Origin of the sequence: Marinobacter sp. CP1, assembly GCF_001266795.1 — a bacterium.
GTDB classification, from domain to species: Bacteria; Pseudomonadota; Gammaproteobacteria; order Pseudomonadales; family Oleiphilaceae; genus Marinobacter; species Marinobacter flavimaris.
The window spans coordinates 46,355-68,237 of sequence record NZ_CP011929.1; the positions used below are offsets into that span (position 1 = coordinate 46,355).

The 21,883-nt window shown below is 57.3% G+C and carries 22 protein-coding genes and 3 tRNA genes; 8 read left to right on the top strand and 17 right to left on the bottom strand.

All coding sequences use genetic code 11. The annotated features are described in order from the left end of the window. Window positions 1-49: 49 nt before the first annotated feature. From ACP86_RS00195 to ACP86_RS00210, 4 genes are read right to left on the bottom strand one after another with little or no spacing between them, the layout of a single operon-like run. Window positions 50-979 carry a lysylphosphatidylglycerol synthase transmembrane domain-containing protein gene (locus tag ACP86_RS00195; protein WP_053112149.1) on the bottom strand — a complete coding sequence of 310 codons (930 nt, stop codon included), beginning with the start codon at window positions 977-979 and terminating at the stop codon, window positions 50-52. Further along, on the bottom strand, window positions 976-2,916 hold the full coding sequence (locus tag ACP86_RS00200) for a glycosyltransferase (protein ID WP_053112151.1): 1,941 nt from the start codon (window positions 2,914-2,916) through the stop codon (window positions 976-978). The genes ACP86_RS00195 and ACP86_RS00200 overlap by 4 nt, the downstream gene beginning before the upstream one ends. Continuing rightward, entirely contained in the window at window positions 2,903-3,301 is a 399-nt protein-coding gene (locus ACP86_RS00205) for a 6-pyruvoyl trahydropterin synthase family protein (RefSeq protein ID WP_053112153.1), read from the bottom strand. Before ACP86_RS00205 ends, ACP86_RS00200 begins: the two co-directional genes overlap by 14 nt. A 29-nt stretch (window positions 3,302-3,330) precedes the next feature. Then, complete coding sequence (locus ACP86_RS00210; protein ID WP_082220526.1) at window positions 3,331-4,338, bottom strand: zinc-dependent alcohol dehydrogenase; 1,008 nt, start codon at window positions 4,336-4,338, stop codon at window positions 3,331-3,333. A 176-nt stretch (window positions 4,339-4,514) separates the two neighbouring features. Between ACP86_RS00210 and ACP86_RS00215 the strand changes: the two genes are divergently transcribed. From ACP86_RS00215 to ACP86_RS00240, 6 genes are all read left to right on the top strand, one after another. Further along, window positions 4,515-5,249: a CDP-alcohol phosphatidyltransferase family protein gene (locus ACP86_RS00215; RefSeq protein WP_053112155.1), complete on the top strand. Its 735-nt coding sequence runs from the start codon at window positions 4,515-4,517 to the stop codon at window positions 5,247-5,249. Then, entirely contained in the window at window positions 5,236-5,853 is a 618-nt protein-coding gene (locus tag ACP86_RS00220) for a YceI family protein (RefSeq protein ID WP_053112157.1), read from the top strand. The genes ACP86_RS00215 and ACP86_RS00220 overlap by 14 nt, the downstream gene beginning before the upstream one ends. Before the next feature lie 132 nt (window positions 5,854-5,985). Next, on the top strand, window positions 5,986-7,056 hold the full coding sequence (locus ACP86_RS00225) for a hypothetical protein (protein WP_053112159.1): 1,071 nt from the start codon (window positions 5,986-5,988) through the stop codon (window positions 7,054-7,056). Window positions 7,057-7,158: 102 nt separating this feature from the next. Continuing rightward, window positions 7,159-8,247: a hypothetical protein gene (locus tag ACP86_RS00230; RefSeq protein WP_053112162.1), complete on the top strand. Its 1,089-nt coding sequence runs from the start codon at window positions 7,159-7,161 to the stop codon at window positions 8,245-8,247. A gap of 145 nt (window positions 8,248-8,392) precedes the next feature. After that, window positions 8,393-9,343: a DMT family transporter gene (locus ACP86_RS00235; RefSeq protein ID WP_053112164.1), complete on the top strand. Its 951-nt coding sequence runs from the start codon at window positions 8,393-8,395 to the stop codon at window positions 9,341-9,343. Between the two features lie 55 nt (window positions 9,344-9,398). Further along, window positions 9,399-9,475 (top strand) — tRNA-Val (locus ACP86_RS00240). 86 nt (window positions 9,476-9,561) lie between these two features. Here the strand turns inward: ACP86_RS00240 and ACP86_RS00245 are convergent. The 7 genes from ACP86_RS00245 to dapA form a co-directional block, all read right to left on the bottom strand. Next, the gene (locus tag ACP86_RS00245) at window positions 9,562-10,839 is read right to left on the bottom strand and encodes a GspE/PulE family protein (protein WP_053112166.1); all 1,278 of its coding nucleotides are present in this window, start codon (window positions 10,837-10,839) and stop codon (window positions 9,562-9,564) included. 56 nt (window positions 10,840-10,895) lie between these two features. Beyond that, on the bottom strand, window positions 10,896-11,429 hold the full coding sequence (locus ACP86_RS00250; protein WP_053115424.1) for a lipocalin family protein: 534 nt from the start codon (window positions 11,427-11,429) through the stop codon (window positions 10,896-10,898). A gap of 63 nt (window positions 11,430-11,492) precedes the next feature. Continuing rightward, a complete protein-coding gene (locus ACP86_RS00255) occupies window positions 11,493-12,500 on the bottom strand; it encodes an NAD-dependent epimerase (RefSeq protein ID WP_053112168.1) in 1,008 nt (335 codons plus the stop codon). 28 nt (window positions 12,501-12,528) lie between these two features. Next, a complete protein-coding gene (locus ACP86_RS00260) occupies window positions 12,529-13,257 on the bottom strand; it encodes a TIGR04219 family outer membrane beta-barrel protein (RefSeq protein ID WP_053112170.1) in 729 nt (242 codons plus the stop codon). A gap of 32 nt (window positions 13,258-13,289) precedes the next feature. After that, window positions 13,290-14,003 (bottom strand): phosphoribosylaminoimidazolesuccinocarboxamide synthase, encoded by a 714-nt coding sequence (purC, locus tag ACP86_RS00265; protein WP_008169108.1) that lies wholly within the window; start codon window positions 14,001-14,003, stop codon window positions 13,290-13,292. A gap of 44 nt (window positions 14,004-14,047) precedes the next feature. Beyond that, on the bottom strand, window positions 14,048-15,145 hold the full coding sequence (bamC, locus tag ACP86_RS00270; RefSeq protein WP_008169110.1) for an outer membrane protein assembly factor BamC: 1,098 nt from the start codon (window positions 15,143-15,145) through the stop codon (window positions 14,048-14,050). Window positions 15,146-15,180: 35 nt separating this feature from the next. Beyond that, window positions 15,181-16,059 carry a 4-hydroxy-tetrahydrodipicolinate synthase gene (dapA, locus tag ACP86_RS00275; RefSeq protein WP_053112172.1) on the bottom strand — a complete coding sequence of 293 codons (879 nt, stop codon included), beginning with the start codon at window positions 16,057-16,059 and terminating at the stop codon, window positions 15,181-15,183. A gap of 74 nt (window positions 16,060-16,133) precedes the next feature. Between dapA and ACP86_RS00280 the strand changes: the two genes are divergently transcribed. Next, complete coding sequence (locus tag ACP86_RS00280) at window positions 16,134-16,601, top strand: peroxiredoxin (protein ID WP_053112173.1); 468 nt, start codon at window positions 16,134-16,136, stop codon at window positions 16,599-16,601. Between the two features lie 7 nt (window positions 16,602-16,608). Here the strand turns inward: ACP86_RS00280 and ACP86_RS00285 are convergent, their stop codons facing one another. Both ACP86_RS00285 and ACP86_RS00290 read right to left on the bottom strand, forming a co-directional pair. Continuing rightward, complete coding sequence (locus ACP86_RS00285) at window positions 16,609-17,688, bottom strand: AI-2E family transporter (RefSeq protein WP_008169115.1); 1,080 nt, start codon at window positions 17,686-17,688, stop codon at window positions 16,609-16,611. A 16-nt stretch (window positions 17,689-17,704) separates the two neighbouring features. Then, window positions 17,705-17,932 carry a sulfurtransferase TusA family protein gene (locus ACP86_RS00290; protein ID WP_008169116.1) on the bottom strand — a complete coding sequence of 76 codons (228 nt, stop codon included), beginning with the start codon at window positions 17,930-17,932 and terminating at the stop codon, window positions 17,705-17,707. Window positions 17,933-18,135: 203 nt separating this feature from the next. Between ACP86_RS00290 and ACP86_RS00295 the strand changes: the two genes are divergently transcribed. Further along, a complete protein-coding gene (locus ACP86_RS00295; RefSeq protein WP_094182482.1) occupies window positions 18,136-19,569 on the top strand; it encodes a M48 family metalloprotease in 1,434 nt (477 codons plus the stop codon). On the opposite strand, the gene nadA is transcribed toward ACP86_RS00295, so the two are convergent. The 4 genes from nadA to ybgF all read right to left on the bottom strand — a co-directional run bounded on the left by nadA (window position 19,570) and on the right by ybgF (window position 21,874). Continuing rightward, the gene (nadA, locus tag ACP86_RS00300) at window positions 19,570-20,631 is read right to left on the bottom strand and encodes a quinolinate synthase NadA (protein ID WP_053112177.1); all 1,062 of its coding nucleotides are present in this window, start codon (window positions 20,629-20,631) and stop codon (window positions 19,570-19,572) included. 191 nt (window positions 20,632-20,822) lie between these two features. Beyond that, window positions 20,823-20,898: transfer RNA gene (locus ACP86_RS00305), tRNA-Lys, on the bottom strand. 68 nt (window positions 20,899-20,966) lie between these two features. Further along, window positions 20,967-21,042: transfer RNA gene (locus ACP86_RS00310), tRNA-Lys, on the bottom strand. An 85-nt stretch (window positions 21,043-21,127) separates the two neighbouring features. Then, entirely contained in the window at window positions 21,128-21,874 is a 747-nt protein-coding gene (gene ybgF, locus ACP86_RS00315; RefSeq protein WP_053112179.1) for a tol-pal system protein YbgF, read from the bottom strand. Window positions 21,875-21,883 lie beyond the last annotated feature (9 nt).

Below are 21,883 nucleotides of genomic sequence, written 5' to 3' on the forward strand. Positions count from 1 at the left end.
TTCCCGCGCGGGGAGAGGGGGAGAGGGGGAGAAAAATGAAGAACGGGGTTCACCTTGCTGCCAGCCTGCTGGCAAACAAAAAAACCACACCGGGCAAACTCGAAACCAGCACCAGCGCCCCATATCCCACGCTGAGCGCCACCCCCTGCTCTGCCGGTAGCCCAACCATGGGCCACAGCACGGCCGCAGCACCTTCGCGAATGCCCCAGCCGGCCACGGTCAATGGAATAACCATGCTCAGCAGCAGAATACTGCCCAACCCGGCAATCACGGCCACAGATTCCACGCTATCAAGATAACCGGCTCCCCAGGCCAGGCAGAGAAACACCCCAAGATAGCTCGCCAACACCAGTAGCGAAGAGCCAAGCTGGACTGGCAATACGGTGCGATTCAGCAACGACAGATACAGATCATGCCGAAGGCGCTGCAGGTAACTCGCGATTGCGGCTTTCACTGCCAGCCAGGCGCCCAGAATAACGACGACAGCGACAATAACCAGCCATTGCCCGCCATCCCACGGCCCCACAGTGAGGTGCCCGGAACCGACCAGCCAGCCAACGGAGAGGGCGACAACCAGGCCCAGCACCAGCTGGCCGGAGAGTCGCTCGATGGCCACCCCGTGAACCGCAGACAAACGTTCACCAGCGCCGCTGCCATGGCGCCAGGCGCGGTTTACGTCACCGAGGACGCCACCCGGCAGGACCTGATTCAGGAACGTGGCCAGATAATATTCACGAACCGCAACAGGGTACGCCAGAGGCAGACCAAGCCGTTCCACGGTATAGCGCCAGCGCCAGGCAGAAAGCGCCACCTGGAAAACCGTAAGTGCCAAGGCGGGCACCAGCACGTAGAGGGAAACACGGGCAAGCTCTTCGAAGAGCGCGCGGGCATCCACGGAGCGGATAACAAATCCGATGATCAGAACCGTGAACAGCCAACGGGCCGCCAGTCGCAACCGTCTTTGGCGCAGTTCCGTCAAGGCAACTCCCCGGGTGGCAGGGCCAGCAAATCCAGATGCCGGACGACAACCGTCAGTTTGCCCTCGACCAACTGACGGTCCCGTGTTTCCAGCCATCGGTTAAGGCAATCACGGTCCGTTGGCGACTGTTCGATGGCGGCGTCGGTCCATCCCTGCATCAGCATCCGGGCCAATACCTGGTCCCCACGGTTCAACGTCCAGGGGGATTCCGCCAACTTGACCCGGTACCCTTCCCGGGCGAGCAGGTCTCTAAGAACCATGGGGGCTTCAGGCCCGAGGGCCGCACCGGTGCCCTTGTCGCCGTGCTGGTGCTGGTTCACCAGATTCCGAAGCAGCTCATCGTCCGGATGAGCTGGGGACAATTTAAAATGCCCCGCATAGCTAAGTACGATGAGCATCGCTGATTTTTGGCGCACCGCCGCCTTGCTGAGCGCTTTCAGCCAGGGCTCTGAAACAAGATCAATCAGTGCTGATGCCGTGATCAGGGCAACGCCGGCAGGCAGATGTTGCTCCAGGTTTTCCGGGGACAACTGAACGGTGCGCGTTTCAAAGGGAACGTCCAGTAAATCGACCCGCTGCTTGGCCTCGCGCAGTAGCGCAGCGTCCTGATCCAGGGCCAGCCAGGTTTGCGGCACCTGCAAGGGGGGCACCAGGAACAGAGCGTTGGAACCACGGCCAGTGCCAATGTCGACAATCTGCATCGGGCAATGGCTTTCGGGCGGCAGGTTCTCGTATTGGCTGAGCAGCCACTGGTTTAACTCATCGGTCAGTTCCCTGGAGCGTGCACGGTGATCTGCAGCCTCCCGGGCTGCCAGCCAGTCGCTCGCAAATTCGGAATGCTGGTGCAGGTGGGACGGCAAACCCTGAAAGTATCGCAACGCTTCGCTCACGTCTCTGGCGGTATCGGCCCATGAGCGAATCCGCCTGGATTCCCGGGCAGCCAGTTTGCGGGAATGCTCTAACTGATCCGGATGTTCCAGCCAGTTCCTGATCCGGGCCTCAAGGGCCCGAACATCGCCGGCACAATACTGAGCCACTCCCGGCCTCGCAGAGGTTTTGGCAAGGGCGCCGCCATCAGAGGAAATGACTGGCAGCCCCTCGGCCAGCGCCTCGTCGATCACCATGCCATAGCCCTCGTAGAGCGACGGCAGTACAAAGAAATCGGCCTGGCAGTAGAGATCAGCAAGCCCGGACTCTTCCACTTCCCCGACCAGTTCAATCCTGTCTTCAAGACCGGCATCGGTAATCGCCCGACGCACCTGTTGGCTGTATTCCGGATCACGACTGTCAGACCCCGCCAGCGTGCAATGCCATGGGAGGGCCTTCATGTGTTCCAACGCTTCCACCAGTTGGTGTTGGGCCTTTCTTGGTGACAGATGGGCGACGCACAGAATGCGGGGTCCATTTTTTTCAGGTGACTCAACGCGGGCTTTCGGGTTATTGGCTCTGGCCACGCCCGGCTCAGCTACGCGAATGGCCTCGGCCGGCACATCATAATCCGCCAGACGGGTGGCGGTGTGCTGGCTGGTGGTAATCACACCCTTCACGAAAACCAGGGCCCGTTTCTCGGACTCCAAAAACCACTGCCTGTCGGCTTCGCTGATGCCCGTCTCGTCAGCAAGGGGGTGATGCACAAGGGCAAGCAGATTCAGACGCCGGGAATGTTTTTCGACGATCTCCGGCAGGCCGCCCATGGCCAGACCATCGAGTACTACAGAAGTGCCATCGGGGAAGCTCGCAAGCCTCTCATCCATCGCATTGCGGGCGACCTTGTCCGGTCGCGGGAACTGCCCGGGCAAACCGCTTACCCGGGCCATACAACCATCCTCGCAAAGTGCCTCCACCAACTTGCGGACATACCGGTAACCGCCAGTGTTCTGCTGAGGATCGCCCGGCACCAGAAACTCGACGGATTCCGGCGCGTCAGATTCCGGCATGGTAGCTGGCCCAGGCAATATGGGATTCAGAGAGGGTGACTTTCAGGCTGACAATACCTTTACCCGTCTCGCCCAAGCGGCCCCCGTGAATGGCCGCCGCCATCCGGTCGAACACCATTTTGGCCATGAATTCAGTGGTGGTATTGCGGCCTCGCAGTTCCGGCAGCTCGTCCAGGTTCTGCATGTTGAATTCGGAGAGGACGTTATTTAGAAGCTCGGAGGCCAGACCAATATCCACGATCAGGTCGTCCTTATCCAGCTGGTGACGCTCAAAGGTCACATCCACCACGTAGGTGGCACCATGGACCTTTTGGGCCGGACCAAAGATCTCTCCGTTGAAGCTGTGGGCAATCATCATATGGTCCCGGACCGTCAAGCCGAACATAGTTTCTCCTTAGCGGGTAGTTTGGATTATCAGAAAACAACTCGATGGCAGAGAGTGTCCCGGCCATCAATGAGAATTCGTGCCATGGATTTTGGCAGGTCATCGAACCGGCACTCGCCGGTAATCAGCGCATCCAGCGTATCGTCCTGGAGCAGTTCCAACGCCAGCGCCAGGCGTTTGCGATAGTCCCAACGTGGGACGCGGGAGGGCACAATCTGGCCCACCTGGCTGGATTTCAGGGTCATACGCCGCGGATGGAATGCGGCCCCCAACGGTGCAGATACCAGCTGATCCCCGTACCAGCTCATTTCCACAATGGTCGCCTCCTGCCCTGCCAGCCCAAGAGCGGTCTCCAGGCCCGAGGGGTGGCCACTGGCATGGATAACAAGGTCGTGATCATCAGGGGCCGACTCACTGCTGAAGGTCAAACCGAGCTGTTCGGCAACGGCCTGTCTCTCTGGATTCGTATCGATCGCGGTGACTCGGGCTCCCGGGATACGACTCGCCAGCCAGGCGACGAGCAGGCCAACAACACCAAGACCAACCACGGCAATGCGGTCACCGACTGCTGGCGCTCCATCCCAGAGGCCGTTTACAGCGGTTTCCATGTTGGCGGCAAGTATTGCTCGCTCGGCGGGCAGGTCTTTGGGCAGAGGCGTCAACGCCGACGCCGGCACCCGGTAGCAATTCTGATGCGGATAAAGGCAGAACACCGTTTGGCCCACTAACTCGGCAGGCCCTTCCACTACTTTGCCGACGCTGGCGTAGCCGTACTTTACCGGCCAGGGAAAATCTCCCTCCTGAAACGGCGCCCGCATGGCTGCGTATTCGCTCTTTGGTACCCGGCCATGGAAAACCAGTGATTCCGTGCCCCGACTGATACCCGAATACAGCGCCTGAACCGTGACCAATTCGTCCTTCTGCTCGTCATCAGAGGTAACCAGTGGCGTTTCCAGAATCTTGCCCTTGCCGGCGCCGGTTACCCACCAGGCCCGTGCCATCGATTCGGTTTTCGGCTCATCAGGGTCGCGATGCAAAAGGATCTCCTTTTTGGCAGTTTTTCAAACGTGCCGGTCGTCGCCCTGCCAGGGCTGAACCTTCAGGTCTGAACACGGTCTATGCTCGTAAGCATGATCAGTTATACCAACTATAGTCAGTGTACAGCGCATCCGGGGTATTTGATGCCTGCAAACCTATACGCTGGAGTTCATTGATGGATTCTAACGGCCATTCAGCGTCGCAAAGGATGCCACTTTCCCTGGATCTCGTCTGGGGCTCGGGGCTTATCGCCCTGTTCTGTGCAGTCACCGGCTGGTTAACCCAGCCCCCCGTCCTTTTCTACTTGCTGTCAGCAGTGCTTTACCTGGCGCTTTGTGCCCTGATCATCCGGTTCTGGCCCGAGGCCCGGGATTTCGGGTGGGCGAACCGGGCGACGCTGCTCAGAGGCAGTCTGGTGATAGTTTTAGTGGCGCTGGCCCCCTTTGCCGACCACCTTACCGATAGTCTCTGGCTCTATGGCTGGATTGCATTGCTGGCGCTGATTCTGGATGGCGTCGACGGCAAAGTCGCAAGGGCCACCGGCTCCCAGAGCGACTTTGGCGCTCGCTTCGACATGGAACTGGATGCCCTGTTTATTCTCGGCCTCAGCGTGGCTGTCCTGGCATTGGGCAAGGCTGGTCCCTGGGTGTTGGCCCTGGGCCTTATTCGCTATGCCTTCGTTATTGCGACTCACTTCCTGGACTGGCTGAATGCCCCACTGCCGGAGAGCTTCAGACGCAAGACGGTTTGCGTTTGGCAAATCGTTACCCTGCTGGTGGCCGTGTTGCCGCCGGTCAATGCGCTATTCGCCAGTATCACGCTTGCAACTGCTCTCGCACTGCTTGTGTGGTCGTTTTTCCTGGATATTCACTGGCTTTATCAGAGGAGACATCACCATGATGTTCATTAACCGGAAAACCCTTACCCGTTCCGCCATTGCCCTCCCTGCTGCACTCGCACTGAGCCCGGCAGCCATGGCCGAGCCAACAGATTTTGTCGTCGACGACGAGCACTTTTCAATGTTCTTCGAGATCATGCACATCGGCTACGCCCCGGTGATGGGGATGTTCCGCGAAGTCGAGGGACAATTTGTTTACGACGAGGAAGCGAGGGAGCTGAAATCCGGTCAGTTGGTGTTCCAGAGCGACAGTGTGTTCACCAATCATAAGAAACGCGACGACCACGTTCGCAATGCGGATTTTCTCGATGCCGACGAGTACCCAGAGATCATCTTCACTGTTACCGATTTCGAAACCACGGGGGAAAACACGGGCAAGGTAACTGGTGATCTGGAGTTACTTGGCCAGAAACGCCCCGTGGTGCTGGATGTGACCCTCAACAAGGCAGACGTCTACCCCTTTGGCCATGAGGAATACACACTGGGCATCAGCGCCTCCACCACCCTGAAACGCAGTGAATGGGGCATGACCTACGGCCTTGATGGCGCGATGGTCGGTGATGAAGTGAAATTGCACTTTGGCTTCGAGGCCATTCGGGAATCCGGCATGTTCTGATCACCGGCTGATCGGAATGTGAACCACCGCACAACGCGGACACATTCTGTTACACACAGAGTCCGGATTTTTGGGGTGCGGCGGAAATCCCGTTATCTTTAGAGCTACAACAATAATCAAGGGAACTGCCGCATGCCGGGCAAGGTCGCTCTTCTTCTGACACTGGTAACTGCTGGCGTGGTTGGCGCGGGGTATCTGCTCTCCGCTGACAACCACACAGATTTCAGCTGGTTTTCGAAGGTGGTCGACTCGGCCGAGACGGCGCCTGTCCACAGCGCAGGCCTGGCAAGGCAGTCTTCTACCGATCCCTCGGCTGAGCCGGAACCACCCTCGGATAATGCCCTCGGGTTCATGCTGGCCAGCGTTGCCGATCAATACGCTGAAACTACCCGATACCCTCCGTGGTCCATACCTCTCTCCCCGGAACAGGCGAACGCCTACGGTGGCAATCACTACGAGCCGGTCAGTCTGCCCCTCGAAGGTGACGGGCAGTTCACCGTAACGCTGGAGAAATACCGGTTTACTGCAGGGGAACAAATTCTTGTTGCAGCGGCTATCCGGGGCTCTCAGGTGGTCGGTCGCTCGCTGTCTGCAACGCTGGAGAGGCCGGAAAGCCGGGATGCCATCGCTGGCACCACCTTGGAAGAGGCGGGTTCCCCGGGTTACTTCGAGGGCGTTCTGTCCGCCGACGAATCACCGGGTGAATATCGGCTGATCGTTGAGGCCCGGCTTGATGGCAAACCAGTCCGCAATGTTTCAACACTGGCCATTGAACCTTACCTGGGCGAATTCGAGGGGCTTGGCGATGCCCGTATCCAGGGTAACAATCTGATAATTCCCGTTCGTTTCTCGCCGGAAGATTCCGGCTACTACGCGCTTTCGGCCCAGCTGTTCGTTGGCCAACGCCCGGTTGCTCAATTGCAGATGGAGAAAAGGCTGGACAGCACCTCAAACACGATCAATCTGAAGGCACACGGCACGGTATTGGCCGATCAGACGGTGGACGGCCAGCTACAGCTGAAAAACCTGCAGATTCGGCAGCTTCCCGCCCGGCCAGGTGACCGGACTAATTACGCTTTCGGCCCCGACGAGGGCTACGCTTTCACACCGCCGGATCTCGGCAGTCTTACCGATACACCGGCGGTGAATCCCGAATCAGAACAGCGCGCGGCTCTGCTGCGGCAGCTTGCCGACAAGTTCTGATGGCAGGGCGCAGGCTCTGCACCGGCTAACGCCGGGCTGTACCGCTACAAGTGGCGGATAAACGTCTTGTGACAACAATAAAGCAGCAAAGACGGAGCAACTATGAAAACAACAAAGATCGGAAATGCCTGTAAGACCGCCCTGGCGGTCGCTATCACCGGCAGCTTGTTTGCCGGCACCGCCCAGGCCCAACTGGCCGGGCACAACGTGATCCTGGTTCACGGATTCCAGCAACAAGACCTGGCCAACCCTCCCGCCAATCTGCAGGAGGTGAAGAACGCCGGCGAGGACTATTGGCGTACTTTCTGGCTCTCCCGGGCCGAGGCCCGTATCGACTGGGGCAGTGACGGGCGCGTTGAAGGTGGTATTGCCCAGCAAGCCTATGAACAGATGCGTCAGATCAGTCAGCAAGGTCTGTGCAATGACTACTGCATCGTCGTCTCCCACTCCACCGGTGATCTGGTTACCCGCTATCTGCTGGAAAACCAGGCTCGGTGGCTTCAGTCTGAGGGCCTTCAACCGCTGAAGATCCTGGCAGCCCTGGATTACTCCGGCGCAGGCGGTGGCACGGAACTGGCCAACCTGGCCCTGAGTCTTGCCTACAACGACAGCTGGTACAACTGGCCCCTCAGGGCGGCAGTCGAAGCCTTCACCGGCATAGAGCCGGAGCCCGGCAAGCTGGGCGTGGTAAATGACCTGCAGACCAACGCAGCGCGCAACCTGGCGGTTAGCCCGAATTCAATCCCCAGGCTTCGCTTCGTGGCCGGCGGCTCCTCCTATGGCGGTATCACCAAACCGTTCATCGCCGGCACCGATGATGGCGTAGTACCCACCCATTCGGCTTGCGGTGCAACCTCCGCCGCCGGGATTGATTCCTGCTCCTCCAGCATCAGCCTGGCGGGCAAGGTAACGAGCCAGAATGGCCCTGGCGCTCTGTACTACAACCACTACCCGGTGCTGATGAACGAGGGCGTCACCCACAGCGGCGTGCTGGGCTCCGAGACGGGCAACATCTCCGTGCCGGTAGTCAACAACACCACCCTCAACGGTTTGCAGGTGGATTTCGCCAGCCGCACCTATAACAAGCGCGCCTGGTGGCAGTGGTGGGGTTCAGGTGACCGGTACATTGAAGTGCCCGGCTCGGACCAGACGGATATGTCCAATCTGGTTTATACCACTCTGAATAACTAAACCCATCTGGACAATGCAAACAAAAGGCTCAGGGAGGAGCCACTTCTTGCCTCGGTAGTTCTACCCATCTTTTCTTTTTAGTTCGCAAACTATACATTGGTTCGCTTTCCCGTTTGATTCACCCACTGCCGGCAAGCGATATCCAATGTCTGACACCCACAAATCCGATCTTTTACTGGTTGTTGTCACCCTGTTTGCGGCCATCAGCTGGATGTTCTCAAAAGAAGCAGTGCTGCTGATGCCTCCGCTGATGTTCATGGCTGCCCGGTTTCTGATTGCCGGCACGGTGCTCGCCTTTTTCGCCCGCCGCTCGCTGATGAAGCTAAGCGTGGATCAGCTTCGTCGAAGTGTGGGTGTGGGCCTGGTGTTCGGCACGGCGATGACCTGTTGGGTGATGGGGCTGGTTCATATAACGAGCCTCGGCGAGGGTGCCTTCCTGACCAGCCTGGGCGTTGTGATTGTTCCCATTATTGCACGGTTGGTATTCAAGGAAGCCCAACCGGCGAGCACATGGCTGGCCATTCCGATTGCCGTTGCCGGGCTCGCTCTGCTATCCCTTGAAAACGGATTTCGCCCTGAAGCAGGCCAGATTTTCTTTGTTATGGCAGCGACGATCTTCGCCCTGTATTTCAATCTCAATACCCGGGCGGCCAACCAGAGAACGGTGATTAACCGGCTGGGCAAGACGGTGGAAAAGCATCGGGTACCCGCCCTGCCCCTGACAGCCATTGCTCTGCTCACGGTCGGCATGCTGACCCTGATCGAGTCCATGATCATGGAGCCCTGGCTGCCGACTCTGAATAACCTTTCACCAATACTGGTCTGGTGGGTAGTGGCCAGCGCCGTCATTGGTACGGCCGGCCGCTTCCTGCTTCAGACCCTGGCCCAGAGCCTGTCTGCAAACAGCCATGGCGTCGTGATTCTGGTACTGGAGCCGGTTTGGGTCGCCCTGTTCGCTGCAGGCTGGTTTGGCGAGACAATGACCAGCATTCAGCTGGCCGGCTGCGGTCTCATCTTCGCGGCCTTGATCGTCAACCGCTGGGCGGTTCTGAGCAAAGTCATCAAGGAAAAACTCCGGAGCCGGAAAACCGCATAAAAGTGGTTGACCGGCATCGGCTGAATCAGTATATTTCGTCCCCGTTGCAGGATACAGGACCATAGCTCAGTTGGTTAGAGCGCTACCTTGACATGGTAGAGGTCCCCAGTTCGAATCTGGGTGGTCCTACCACTCCTGCTGAAAGAGTCAGTTGCTTACTCCCTGTAAGAACTGGCTTTTTTTGTGCCCAAAAGAAAGAGCGGCGCTGCATAGACCAGCTATTCCCTTGCGCTCCGCAAGCCCGAGAACATGACCCCTGTTCTTAAAAGCTCCCTGAACGTTGTCTCGCCACTCTCGACCTTCGCCATACCATCGTCCAGCATCATCTGTTGCCCCCGATCATTCAGGGCCTGTCGCAGACTGTGCTCATCTTCATGTTTAAGAATCCTGCCATAGTCTTCCTCGGTCAGTTGCCAGACTTCAAAAACGCCGAGCCGTCCGCGGTAGCCCAGGTTGTTACAGCTGGGGCAACCTGTCGGCAGCCAGGTCTCTTCCGGCACCTCACGGCCTGCATCCAGCAGCCATTGTCGAGAAATCTCGTCAGGCTGACCTTTCGTGCGGCATTCCTTACAAAGCCTGCGAACCAGCCGTTGTGAAGCAACAATTCCGAGATTGGCCGCGATCTCGTAATCGTCCAGCCCCAGATTCCGAAGTGACGTGATGGTCCCCACAGCATCCCGGCTGTGCAGTGTGGCCATCATGGAACGCCCACTGGTTGCAACGCTGATGGCCGCCTGGGCTGAGGGAACATCGCGAATCTCACCAATCAGGACGTAGTCCGGGTCCAGACGAAGCATCGCCTGGGTACCACGTGCGAAGTCGAGTTCATGGGCGGTATCGACCTGCACCTGATTGATGCCCGGAACCTCGTATTCAACGGGATCTTCCAAAGTGACTACATGACTGTCACTGAGTTTCAGTTCATGCAACAGGGCGTATAGCGTGGTTGTCTTGCCGCTTCCCGTTGGGCCAGACACCAGGAACATCCCACCTGTGGCGTCCATCCAGCGCTGAATCCAGCCGATACCCTCAGAGGGTATGCCAAGCTCCTGAATATTCTGCACCGAAGCCGGTGGCGTCAGGACCCGAATCGCAAGCTTGTCCCCCGAGACGCAGGGTATGGAAGTAACCCGGAGATCGAGATCAATATCGTCGAGGGTATAGACAAAACTCCCTTCATTGCACCGAACAGAGGGAATCGGGTCGAGGGTCGCCATGGCTTTGAATTGGTTAACCAGGCGCCGCCCCTGGTCGTACGAGACTTCGACCGCATCAACGATGATACCGTCGATCCGGAGCCGAACCCTATAATGATCCGGGAAGGGATCCAGATGCAGATCGGTTGCACGCGCTGACACAGCGTCCGAAAGGAGCGCATCGGCTTCCAGTGTTTCCGGGGCCTCCTCATCATCGGCAATCAGCTGGCAGAATTCGACAAGCAGGTGGTCTCTGAGGTGGCGCTCGAATCGGCGCTGGGCGCTGCTTTTTTCACTCATGGAGGGCTCCTTCGGAGGACTGATTCCCTGAGTGTAGCAAACGGATCTTCAGGCCTTTATTCAGCCCGTGACTGATCAACCATGATCAGCTCTTCCAGATCAAAGCCCTCTGCCTTTGCGCGTTTCCTGAACGCCTCAATCGCCTCCTCACTGACCTCGGGGGTACGCGAGAGAAACCAGAGATAGTCACGGTTGTACCCCGTCACAAAGGCGTATGAATAGTGTTCCTTGTCGAGTTCAAACACCACATAAGAGGCGTAGAAAGGTCCGAAGAAAGACACCTTCAGGTGGCCCGTGTTCTCATCCTCGACAAACACCGCTCGGCCGTCAGCTTCCTCCCATGTCTCTTTTTCGACGTTATAACCCCGATTGATTACCTCGATGCTGCCGTCGTCGTTACGGCTGTATTCCGCGCGAACATTGGTGAGACCGCGCTCAAAGGAATGGTCCAGGCGGGCGATTTCGTACCAGGTACCGAGGTAACGGTCACTCTCAAAACCGGAGACTGGCTCAATACCCTCTGGAAGACCGGTGCAGCCGGCCATGCCGATAAGCGCGGCTACCAGAAACCATCTTTGTAACACTGCCATCATCGCCAATGCTCCATTGTCGAGTCCCAGATACGAGAAGGGCCAGCAGTTGCTGGCCCTCTTTTATACATTGTAGAAGTCCCGATACCAGTCCACAAACCGCGCAATACCCTCCTCTACGGGGGTAGCTGGCTTATAGCCCACATCGTCGATCAGATCATCAACATTGGCGTAGGTGGCCGGCACGTCGCCCGGCTGCAACGGAAGCAGGTTTTTCTGGGCTTTCTTCCCGACTCGCTCCTCGATAATCTCGATAAAGCGAGATAGCTCAACCGGGTTGTTGCTCCCGATGTTGTACAGGCGATAAGGCGCCTTGCTGGTTCCGGGATCCGGGGTTGCTCCGCTCCACTCCCCGTTTGGTTCGGCGACATGGTCCAGGGTCCGGATCACGCCTTCGACGATGTCGTCGATGTAGGTGAAGTCCCGGCGGTGGTGGCCATGGTTGAAGACGTCGATGGGCTCCCCGGCAAGGATCTTTTTGGTAAAGATAAACAAGGCCATATCCGGACGACCCCAGGGACCATAGACAGTAAAAAACCGCAGGCCTGTGGTCGGCAGGTTATACAGGTGGCTGTACGTGTGGGCCATGAGCTCGTTGGCCTTCTTGGAGGCCGCGTAGAGACTCAGCGGGTGATCCACGTTGTCGTGCACCGAGAACGGCATGGTCTCGTTGGCACCGTACACCGAGCTGCTGGACGCATAGACGAGGTGCTTGACCTTATTGTGCCTGCACCCTTCAAGGATGTTCATGAAACCAACGAGGTTGGCGTCCACATAGGCGTGAGGATTCTCGATGGAATATCGGACACCCGCCTGGGCCGCCAGGTGCACTACCCGCTCGGGTTTGTGCTCGGCGAAAAGGGCTTCCATGGCAGCGCGGTCAGCCACATCCTGACGGACTTCGGTAAAACCGGCTTTGTCGGTCAGGCGTTTCAGCCGCGCTTCCTTCAGGTTCACATCATAGTAATCATTGACGTTATCAACGCCAATGACTTCATCGCCCCGATCAAGAAGGCGATGAGCCAGGTGTGAGCCGATAAAACCGGCCGTTCCGGTAACAAGAATCTTCACGTGTCTCTCCCTGAAAAGACTGCCGGCCTCAGAACGAGACCCCGGCACTCACAAACGGTCCGCCTATCTCGACATCAAGCCGGTCATTGCCATCTTCGTAATCAATGGACATCTGACGATAGCCCGCACGGAACTGTATCAGTGAGATCTCGTACTGGCCGTAGGCGTTGAAATCGTGCAGCGAGTCACCGTCGAAGCTGATGAAGTTGCCTTCTGCACCTACTGACACGCCGGTTAACGGCAGATCAAATCGGGCCGCGAGATAGCCCATGGGAATCACGCCATCAATGCTCGTTTCGCTAGTGGCCAACCCATTCGCTTGCCGCACGATCAGGTCGCCCGTCAAATCGCGGGCAGTGAGGCCAAGGTCGAGATTTACCCAGTTATCAAGTACTTCGTAATACAGGGTCAGATCCAACTGTTCCAGATCCAGATCAGACTGGACATCACCAGTAACACCGTCGAAGCCAGCCAGACCTACATCGCCTCGACCACTTTGCTCAACCAAAGTGTAGTTCAACCGAACATTGGGCAACAGCGGCACCGGATGCTCAAGGTACAGGGAGGCATTGGCGTTGGCATCGCTATCGAGATTCAGATCGTTCTCGACATCCACAAGGTCGTTGTTGGTGGCAGCCTGGCCGGACAGATCCGAATCCCAGTAGCTTACGCTGGCTCCGAGACCAACCACATCTGCCTGTGACACAGGCGTCACCAGAAACAGTGAACCACCTACAGCAAGCATCAGTTTACGCATGACACACCTTTTGAATTTGTTGTCAGTTTCAGTCAGTCGAACTGGATTCCCAGACGGCGCCCGACTTCTTCGTACGTTTCGATCACTTCGCCAAGCCCCTGGCGGAAACGATCCTTATCCATTTTCTTGCGAGTTTCCTTGTCCCAGATCCGGCAACCGTCCGGACTGAATTCGTCACCCAGAACGATCTTGCCCTCGCAGCGACCAAACTCCAGCTTGTAGTCCACAAGCAGCATGCCTGCCTCGTCAAACAGGGCCTTGAGCACGTCGTTAACCCGATAGGTCAACGATTTCATCTGCTCCAGCTCATCCGCCGCGGCCCAGCCAAAGCTGACGGCCAGGGATTCGTTGACCATCGGATCGTGGAGTGCGTCGTTCTTGAGGAACAGTTCGTAGGTGGGCGGATTCAGTTCCTGCCCCTCCGCCACGCCAAGACGACGGCAGAGACTGCCGGCGGAAACATTGCGAACCACGCATTCAACCGGAATCATATCCAGCTTCTTGACGAGCGATTCGGTGGACGACAGCAACCCTTCAAAATGGGTCGGCACACCTGCCGCTTCCAGCTTCTCCATGATGAACGCATTGAACTTGTTATTCACCATGCCCTTGCGATTGAGCTGTTCCTTTTTCTCACCATCGAAGGCGGATGTGTCGTCACGGAATACCAGCACGAAACGTTCGGGGTTGTCGGTACGGTAGACGGATTTTGCCTTGCCGGCGTAGAGTTCTTCGCGTTTTTCCATTGGGGTCTCCGAAAAGCGGCCGCCTCTGGCGGCCTCTTCCTGAATCAGTATAGGTAATCGAACAGTTGCTCGAGCAGATCCGGCGTCGTCCGGCTGCCAGTGTAACCCGGAACGTCCTCGGCAGAGATGACAATGGCGTCGCTCTGCTGGCTAAGGCTGACTGTGTGGGTATGCTGGGGTGCGTCCTTGTCACTGAACCAGCTGAACCAGCCCGGATCCCGCTCGTCTTCGGTGCGGAAATCGACATGGAACCAGCCTTCACTGCGGTTCAGATCGACAACGGGAATGCCGGAATCTGTAAGTGCCCGACTTACTTCCGCCCAGGAACGACCATAATCAAGCTCCATGCGGATCGCGACGGCTTCATCGTTTTCCGAGATCAGGCGAACCAACGGATCGCTGACCATTCCGGATGCCGCCCGGGAAAAGGACTTGGTTTCTTCACGCGCCCGGAGAAAGTCACCCAGATCGGACAGCAGGCGTCTCTGCAATTCCAGAGCCTGCTCGGAGGGATCAGAAACGCCAGTCCAGGGGATCAGCTCATCCGGCTGATCTTCAACATCAAGCCGGCGTACCTGCACCTCTGTGGTCTTGCGTCGCACTCCGGGAGCCATCCGAACTTGAAGAACGACTTTCTGTTCGCCGGCAGAAGGGTTATCCGACAGCTCCACAAGGTTTCGGGCACGCTTGCTGAAATTGGCAAGTTCAGTCTGCAGGATACCCAACTGGGGACTGTCGAAGCCGACGCCGAGACCCCGCTCGGACAGATAGCTGTTTACCGCAGGCCAGATTCTGCCCGGCACGTCGTTGACCAGGAGCCAGAGCCGACCATCCAGCTCTTCGATAACGTAGTTTTCATCAAGGATGTCCGATGTCATGTCCGGCGGACGCGGAATATCGGACGGATACATTTTGCTGGCGTCGGCCGGCTGGACATCACGGATGGGCATGGTCTGACTGAAACGGGAATCGTCGGCGGTCTCCGGCAATTCCAGTGGTTTTCCTTCCGTGGCATTCACATAGCGTTCGGAGCGGTCTTCAACCAGACTGCAGCCCGAGGCTGCTGCCAGAAGCAACAGCCCGGATGCGACAACAACGGGTTTGAACATCAGGGTACTACCGGTTCCTTTTAGAACCTGCATCAGGTTACTCCGGTGATGGGATGATTTAAGCAAACTCAGAGAACACCTGAGGCCTTGAGGGCATCTTCCACTTCGCCATGGAACTTTTCGCTGAGCACGGTCAGCGGCAGGCGGATGCCTTCCCCTATCATTCCCATATGATGGAGCGCCCATTTCACCGGGATAGGATTCGCTTCGAGGAACAGCTTCCGGTTAAGAGGCATGAGCAGTTCGTTCAAACGCTCGGTTTCTTCACGATTTCCGGCAACAGCGGCTTCGCACAGCTGGGACATTGCCTTCGGGGCGACGTTCGCGGTGACGGACACGTTGCCCTTGGCACCGGCCAGCATAAGTTCCGCTGCCGTTGCGTCATCACCTGAATAGACAGCCAGACGGCCGTCCAACGCTTCAATCAGTTCGGCACCCCGGGGAATGTTGCCGGTGGCGTCTTTGATGCCCACGATATTCGGAATATCGGCAAGCCGGAGCACGGTCTCGTTCAGCATGTCGCACGCTGTCCTGCCGGGCACGTTGTACAGCATCTGGTTCATGCCGGGGACGGCTTCGGCAATCGCCTTGAAGTGCTGATACAGGCCTTCCTGGGTCGGCTTGTTGTAGTAGGGAACAACGAGGAGGCAGGCATCTGCGCCAAGCTTATGGGCCTCGGCCGTCAGTTCAATGGCCTCACGGGTGCTGTTGCCGCCGGTGCCCGCAATAACCGGGATACGACCATTAACACGTTTGATGATGTGGCCAATGGTCTGGCAATGCTCTTCCGGGTCGAGCGTTGCGGATTCGCCGGTGGTGCCCACAGCAACGATGCCGTGTGTGCCGTTTTCAATATGAAAGTCTACCAGCTTGTCCAGATCCTCCCAGTGGATGTCACCGTTTGGATGCATGGGCGTGACCAGTGCGACAAGGCTACCCGTAATCATAAAAGCTCCGTCCGAATAAAACCGATATGGTAATGTTGGGCACGAACTGACACAAGGGAATTAAAGGAGATGTCATGCCATCCGTTGAGTTAAACAAACCCGTACCGGATTTTGAAGCACCCGCTACCGGAGACCAGACTGTTCGCCTCGACGATCTGAAAGGTCAGAACGTGGTGATTTATTTCTATCCGAAAGACAACACCCCTGGCTGTACTACTGAGGGACAGGACTTCCGGGACCGGATGAAGCAATTTGAGGAGCTTGATACGGTGATTCTCGGCGTATCGAGGGACGGCCTGAAAGCCCATGAGAATTTCCGGGCCAAGCATGAGTTTCCCTTTCACCTGATTTCAGACAAGGACGAGGCCCTGTGCACCCTCTTCGACGTGATCAAGCTGAAAAAGCTTTACGGGAAGGAGTACATGGGCGTTGACCGGAGCACCTTCCTGATCGACAAGGATGGCGTGCTGCGGGCTGAATGGCGCGGCGTAAAAGTGAAAGGCCACGCTGACGAGGTGCTAGAGGCTGTCAAGGCACTTTAAGCGCCTGTCAGGCGCTTCCGGGTTCCGCCGGCGGCGCCGACTCCTTCACTGGCCAGGCAGCAAACACCGCCTTGAGCATGGTAGCCAGTGGAATTGCAAAGAAAACACCCCACAAGCCCCAGATTCCCCCGAAGAACAGCACCGCGACGATAATGGCCACCGGGTGCAGATTGTTGACCTCCGAGAACAGAATGGGCACCAGAACATTGCCGTCAAGCGCCTGAATGACACCGTAGATGACCATCACCCAGATGAACTGGCTGCCCCAGCCGAAGGCGAACAGGGCAATCACCGCAACAGGGATGGTGACGACGGCCGCGCCGATATAAGGAATCACCACACTCAGCCCCACCAACAGCGAGAGCAGCGCAGCGTAAGGCATCCCCAGCAGCTTGAAGGCAATGTAGGTGGCGCCGCCCACAATCAGGATCTCGACGGCTTTGCCGCGCACGTAGTTGGCGCACTGGAGGTTCACCTCGTGCCAGATCTGCAGCATCATCGGGCGCTGGGGTGGCAGCAGCCGGGCGATGGAGTTGAGCAGCACCTCCCTGTCCTTCAGGAAGAAGAACACCAGGATAGGCACCAGCACCATGTAGATCAGCAACGCCACGAGATCTGGAATACTGGACAGCGAGAACGACACCAGCCATTGGGTCATGTGCCCCACTTCCGTACTCACCTGGCTGTAAACGGTGCTGACAGCTTCTCCGGAGATCAGGTGGGGATACTGCTGTGGCAACAGCTCAAGATAGGATTGCAGCTCCCGGATAATGCGTGGCGCCTCGCCGGCCAGGTTGCTCAACTGCGTCCAGATCAGCGGAAGCAGGCCAAACAGGAAGCCAACAAGCACGCCGAGGAAAACCAGGAAAACCCCAATAATGGAAACCGTCTCCGGCACGCCCAGCTTGTTGAGCTTGGTGACCAGACCCTGCAGAATAAAGGCCACAATCAGCGAGGCAATGGCCGGCGCAAGCATGGCACCGAACCAGATAACAAAAATGGTTCCTGTCACCAGTATCAGGAACAGGATGACCGCTTCTTCATCCGAGAAGTATTTGTGCGCGAGACCGCGTAATGTCCTGATCATTTACAGCTCCGAAATCTTAACCGCCGCACTTTATCACAAACCGGTACTGCCCGGCGGTTTCAGAACTGCTCATCAACTTGTGATCGGACATCTGCAGAAAGGCCGGAATATCCCTGGCGGAACCTGCGTCCGTAGCAATCACCTCGAGTTCTTCACCGGGCGCCATGCTGTTCAGTTCCAGCTTTGTCTTCAGCAGCGGCATCGGGCAGCGCAACCCTGAGGCATCAAGCGTTCGATCAACCATACTAGCGATACACCATCACAAAATAATAAGCGGATTTAACAAGCAGGCATTATGCCGACAGTGATAATGTATTGCATCACAATCCTCGTTAACCAGAGGATCAGAACTTTTTATCGCAAACCGCTGTCAAACCGGCGATTCAGACCACAGGCACCCGGCTTTACATGATTGCTATCCAACCCAGATCCCGAACGCTACCGGCAATGGCCATCACCGCCCTGCTGGCCCTGCTGCTTTTTTCAATGCCGGGCCACGCTCAGGAGAGCAGGCTGCCAAGCATTGGCGGTTCCGGTGGAGGCCTTATCGCGGGCCAGCAGGAATCGGATATTGGCCAGCAGGTAATGGTATCTATCCGCCGATCCGCGCCGAGGATCAGCGACCCCCTGGTGTATGACTACCTCAGCGCCATTACCTATCGCCTGGTGCCCTCGGCCCCACTCCAGAATCGGGACCTGACCCTGGCATTGATCGACAGTCCTGCTATCAACGCATTTGCGGTGCCCGGTGGCATAGTAGGCGTTAACGGCGGTCTGTTTCTCAATGCTGCGACCGAGCAACAATTTGCGTCCGTTCTCGCCCACGAACTTGCTCACCTCAGCCAGCGGCATTTTGCACGGCGCATGGAGCAGCAGGAAACCAGCGCTCCGCTCACACTCGCCGGTATGATTGCCGGCATTGTCCTGTCGGCGGTCACCCAGTCTGATATAGGTTTTGCCGCTATTGCCGGAACCCAGGCCCTGGCCGCCCAGAACATGCTCGCCTACAGCCGCTCCCACGAACAGGAAGCCGACCGGGTCGGTCTGGACATTCTGGCCAGCGCCGGGATGGACCCTCGTGGCATGCCGGAAATGTTTGAAATCATGATGCGCCAGAACCGCATGCAGGGAAATCGACTGCCAGAGTATCTGTCTACGCACCCGTTAACCCAGAGCCGCGTGGCCGACACCCGAAATCGTGCCGAACAGTATCCAGATGAAAACATCCGGGACGGCCAGGAATACCATCTGATGCGCAGCCGGCTGCAAGTGCATTACGCGCCCTCCCCCGACGTAGCCGTCGAAACCTTTGAAGCCTACCTCGATCGGCCGGATGCCCAGAGAAACGATGCCATCCGGTATGGCTTGTCCGTGGCCTACCTCGAGGACCGGCAATACGAGAAGGCAGTGGATATACTGAACGATCTGCTGGCCACGAATCCGGGCCGAATCACCTTCCAGGTAACCCTCGCAGAGGTCAGGCTTGCACAAGATCGTGTGGACGAGGCTCGATCCATTCTGAAAGACGCACTGGCGAGGAATCCGGGGAACTATCCAATCACCCACACTCTCGCCCTCACGGAAATAGCCGATGGTAATGGCGCCGCTGCGGCGGAGCATCTCAAACAGCTGACCCGTCAGCTACCGGGACAGGAGCATCTCTGGCTGAAACTGGCCGAGGCGGAGGGCATGGCAAGGAATATTGTGGGCGTGCATCGTGCCCGGGCAGAATACGATGTTCTGATGGGCGATCTGGAGTCCGCCCAGCGTCAGCTAAGGCAGGCTCAGGAAAAGTTGCCGGCCGGCGCGCCACAGAGGCAGATTGTGACCGAGCGGCTGGCAGAAATCACCAGCCGCCTGCACGCCAGGGCCAACAGCTGATCAGGCGTTGCCAGCAGCCTTGAGATTCATGTTGGCGGTAAAATCCAACATGCGCTGCAGAGGCTGCAGCGCTTTCTCTCTCAGTTCCGGATCCACAAACACTTCCTGATCACCCCGCTCCAGTAACTGTAGCAGATTCTGAAGGCCGTTCATCGCCATCCAGGGGCAATGGGCGCAGCTACGACAGGTAGCTCCATTGCCTGCGGTGGGCGCTTCAATCAGCGTTTTGTTCGGAGCCAGTTGCTGCATCTTGTAAAAAATGCCGTTGTCAGTGGCAACGATGAACTTTTCGTTAGGCATGGTCTGGACAGCATGAATCAGCTGCGAGGTTGAACCCACAACATCCGCCATCTCAACAACGGCATCGGGCGATTCCGGGTGGACCAGTACCGCCGCGTCCGGATAAAGGGCCTTCAGATCCTCCAGCCCGCGGGATTTGAATTCCTCATGAACGATGCAGGAACCGTCCCAAAGCAGCATATCAGCACCCGTCGTTTTCTGGACGAAGTGCCCCAGGTGCTTATCCGGCGCCCAGAGGATTTTTTCGCCGCGGGCATCCAGATCTTCAACAATAGCCTGGGCACAGCTTGAGGTAACCACCCAGTCCGCCCTCGCCTTCACAGCCGCAGACGTATTGGCGTAGACCACGACCGTGCGATCCGGGTGCTGGTCACAAAACTCGGCGAACTCATCGGCAGGACAGCCCACATCCAGGGAACAGGTCGCCTCAAGCGTTGGCATCAGAACGCGCTTTTCAGGATTCAGGATCTTGGCGGTTTCGCCCATGAACCTCACGCCGGCAACAACGATTGTGGAGGCCGAATGTTGGTTGCCAAAACGGGCCATCTCGAGGGAGTCCGCAACACAGCCACCGGTTTCCTCGGCAAGCCGCTGGATATCGGGATCGGTGTAATAGTGAGCCACAAGCACCGCATCCTGCTCCTTCAGAGCCGATTTTATACGAGCCTCCAGGTCGGACTTTTCGTCCGCGCTGAGCGGCTTCGGCTCGGCAGCATGCGCCAGGTGCTCTTGAACAAGGATACGGTCTTCAGCGTAAGTCATTACTGCGTCTCTGTATTGCGTGAACCCGGACATTATAACATTCATGCCCCAGGCTTAATGTTTCTGAAACAGTGCGATCATACACTTGTGATCGCTTCGCCTGTTCCCTGTTTACCTAGGTAGGAACGTATACGCAAAAAAAAAGAGCCCGGAGGCTCTTTTTTCACAAAAACCCGCAGGCTTCTGTTATTTGGTGGGTCGTGAAGGATTCGAACCTTCGACCAATTGGTTAAAAGCCAACTGCTCTACCAACTGAGCTAACGACCCGTAACTGGCGACCGAAGCCTTGACTTCAATCTATACCGAATGACTCAGCCCACCCGGTATTTCGTGTTTGGTGGGTCGTGAAGGATTCGAACCTTCGACCAATTGGTTAAAAGCCAACTGCTCTACCAACTGAGCTAACGACCCAAACGAGGCGCATATAGTAATGATTTTTGGCCGTTGATCAACCCCTTTTTCTCAGGTTTCTCAACATTTTTGCCGCGCCAGACAATCAGCCGTTCTGGGACTCGAGAAACTTCCGTGCGAGGTCAGCAGCACTGCTGGACGGGTAATCATCAATCACAGTTTGCATGCTGCGCCGAGCCTGTTCCTTTTCGCCCAGGCGATCATGAGTTACGCCCAGCTTATAGACCGCATCCGGAGCCTTGCGATGGTCGGCAAAACGGGTAGCGACAATCGTGAACGCCTGTTTTGCCTGTTCGAGCTGCGGCGTGACCAGATAGACCTCGCCGAGCCAGTAATAGGCGTTGACCGTCAGATCACCTTCCGGATATTCATCGATAAATTCGTATATCCGACTAATGGCCTCATCGTATTTTTTCTGATTACGAATCAGGTCCTGGATCTGCTCGTAGGCCTTTCGTTCTTCCGCATCGGGCTGGCGGTATTCCCCGGCCTCCCGGGCCTGGCCTGAGGCAGCAGAGCCACCACCTTCGCTGGCTTCGGGAGCCGGCTGTGATGCGACCTTTTCCGAGAGATCCAGAATACGCTGATCCAGATCGATATAACGGTCGCGCCCTTGCTGCTGCAGGCGGTTAATCAGGTGCCGCTGCTCCTCCACTTCGCCCTGGAGCCGTCTGACTTCACCCTGAAGCTGCTGGATCATGTAGAACAGTTCCGACGTCGCCTGACTGCTGTTGGCGTTACGCTGACTGTCCTGGGCTGATTGCGCCAGGGCCACTCCCGCCTGCCCGAGGGCAAGCGGAAGCACCACTGTCGCCATGAGGATTTTTCTCATGGTCGTTCC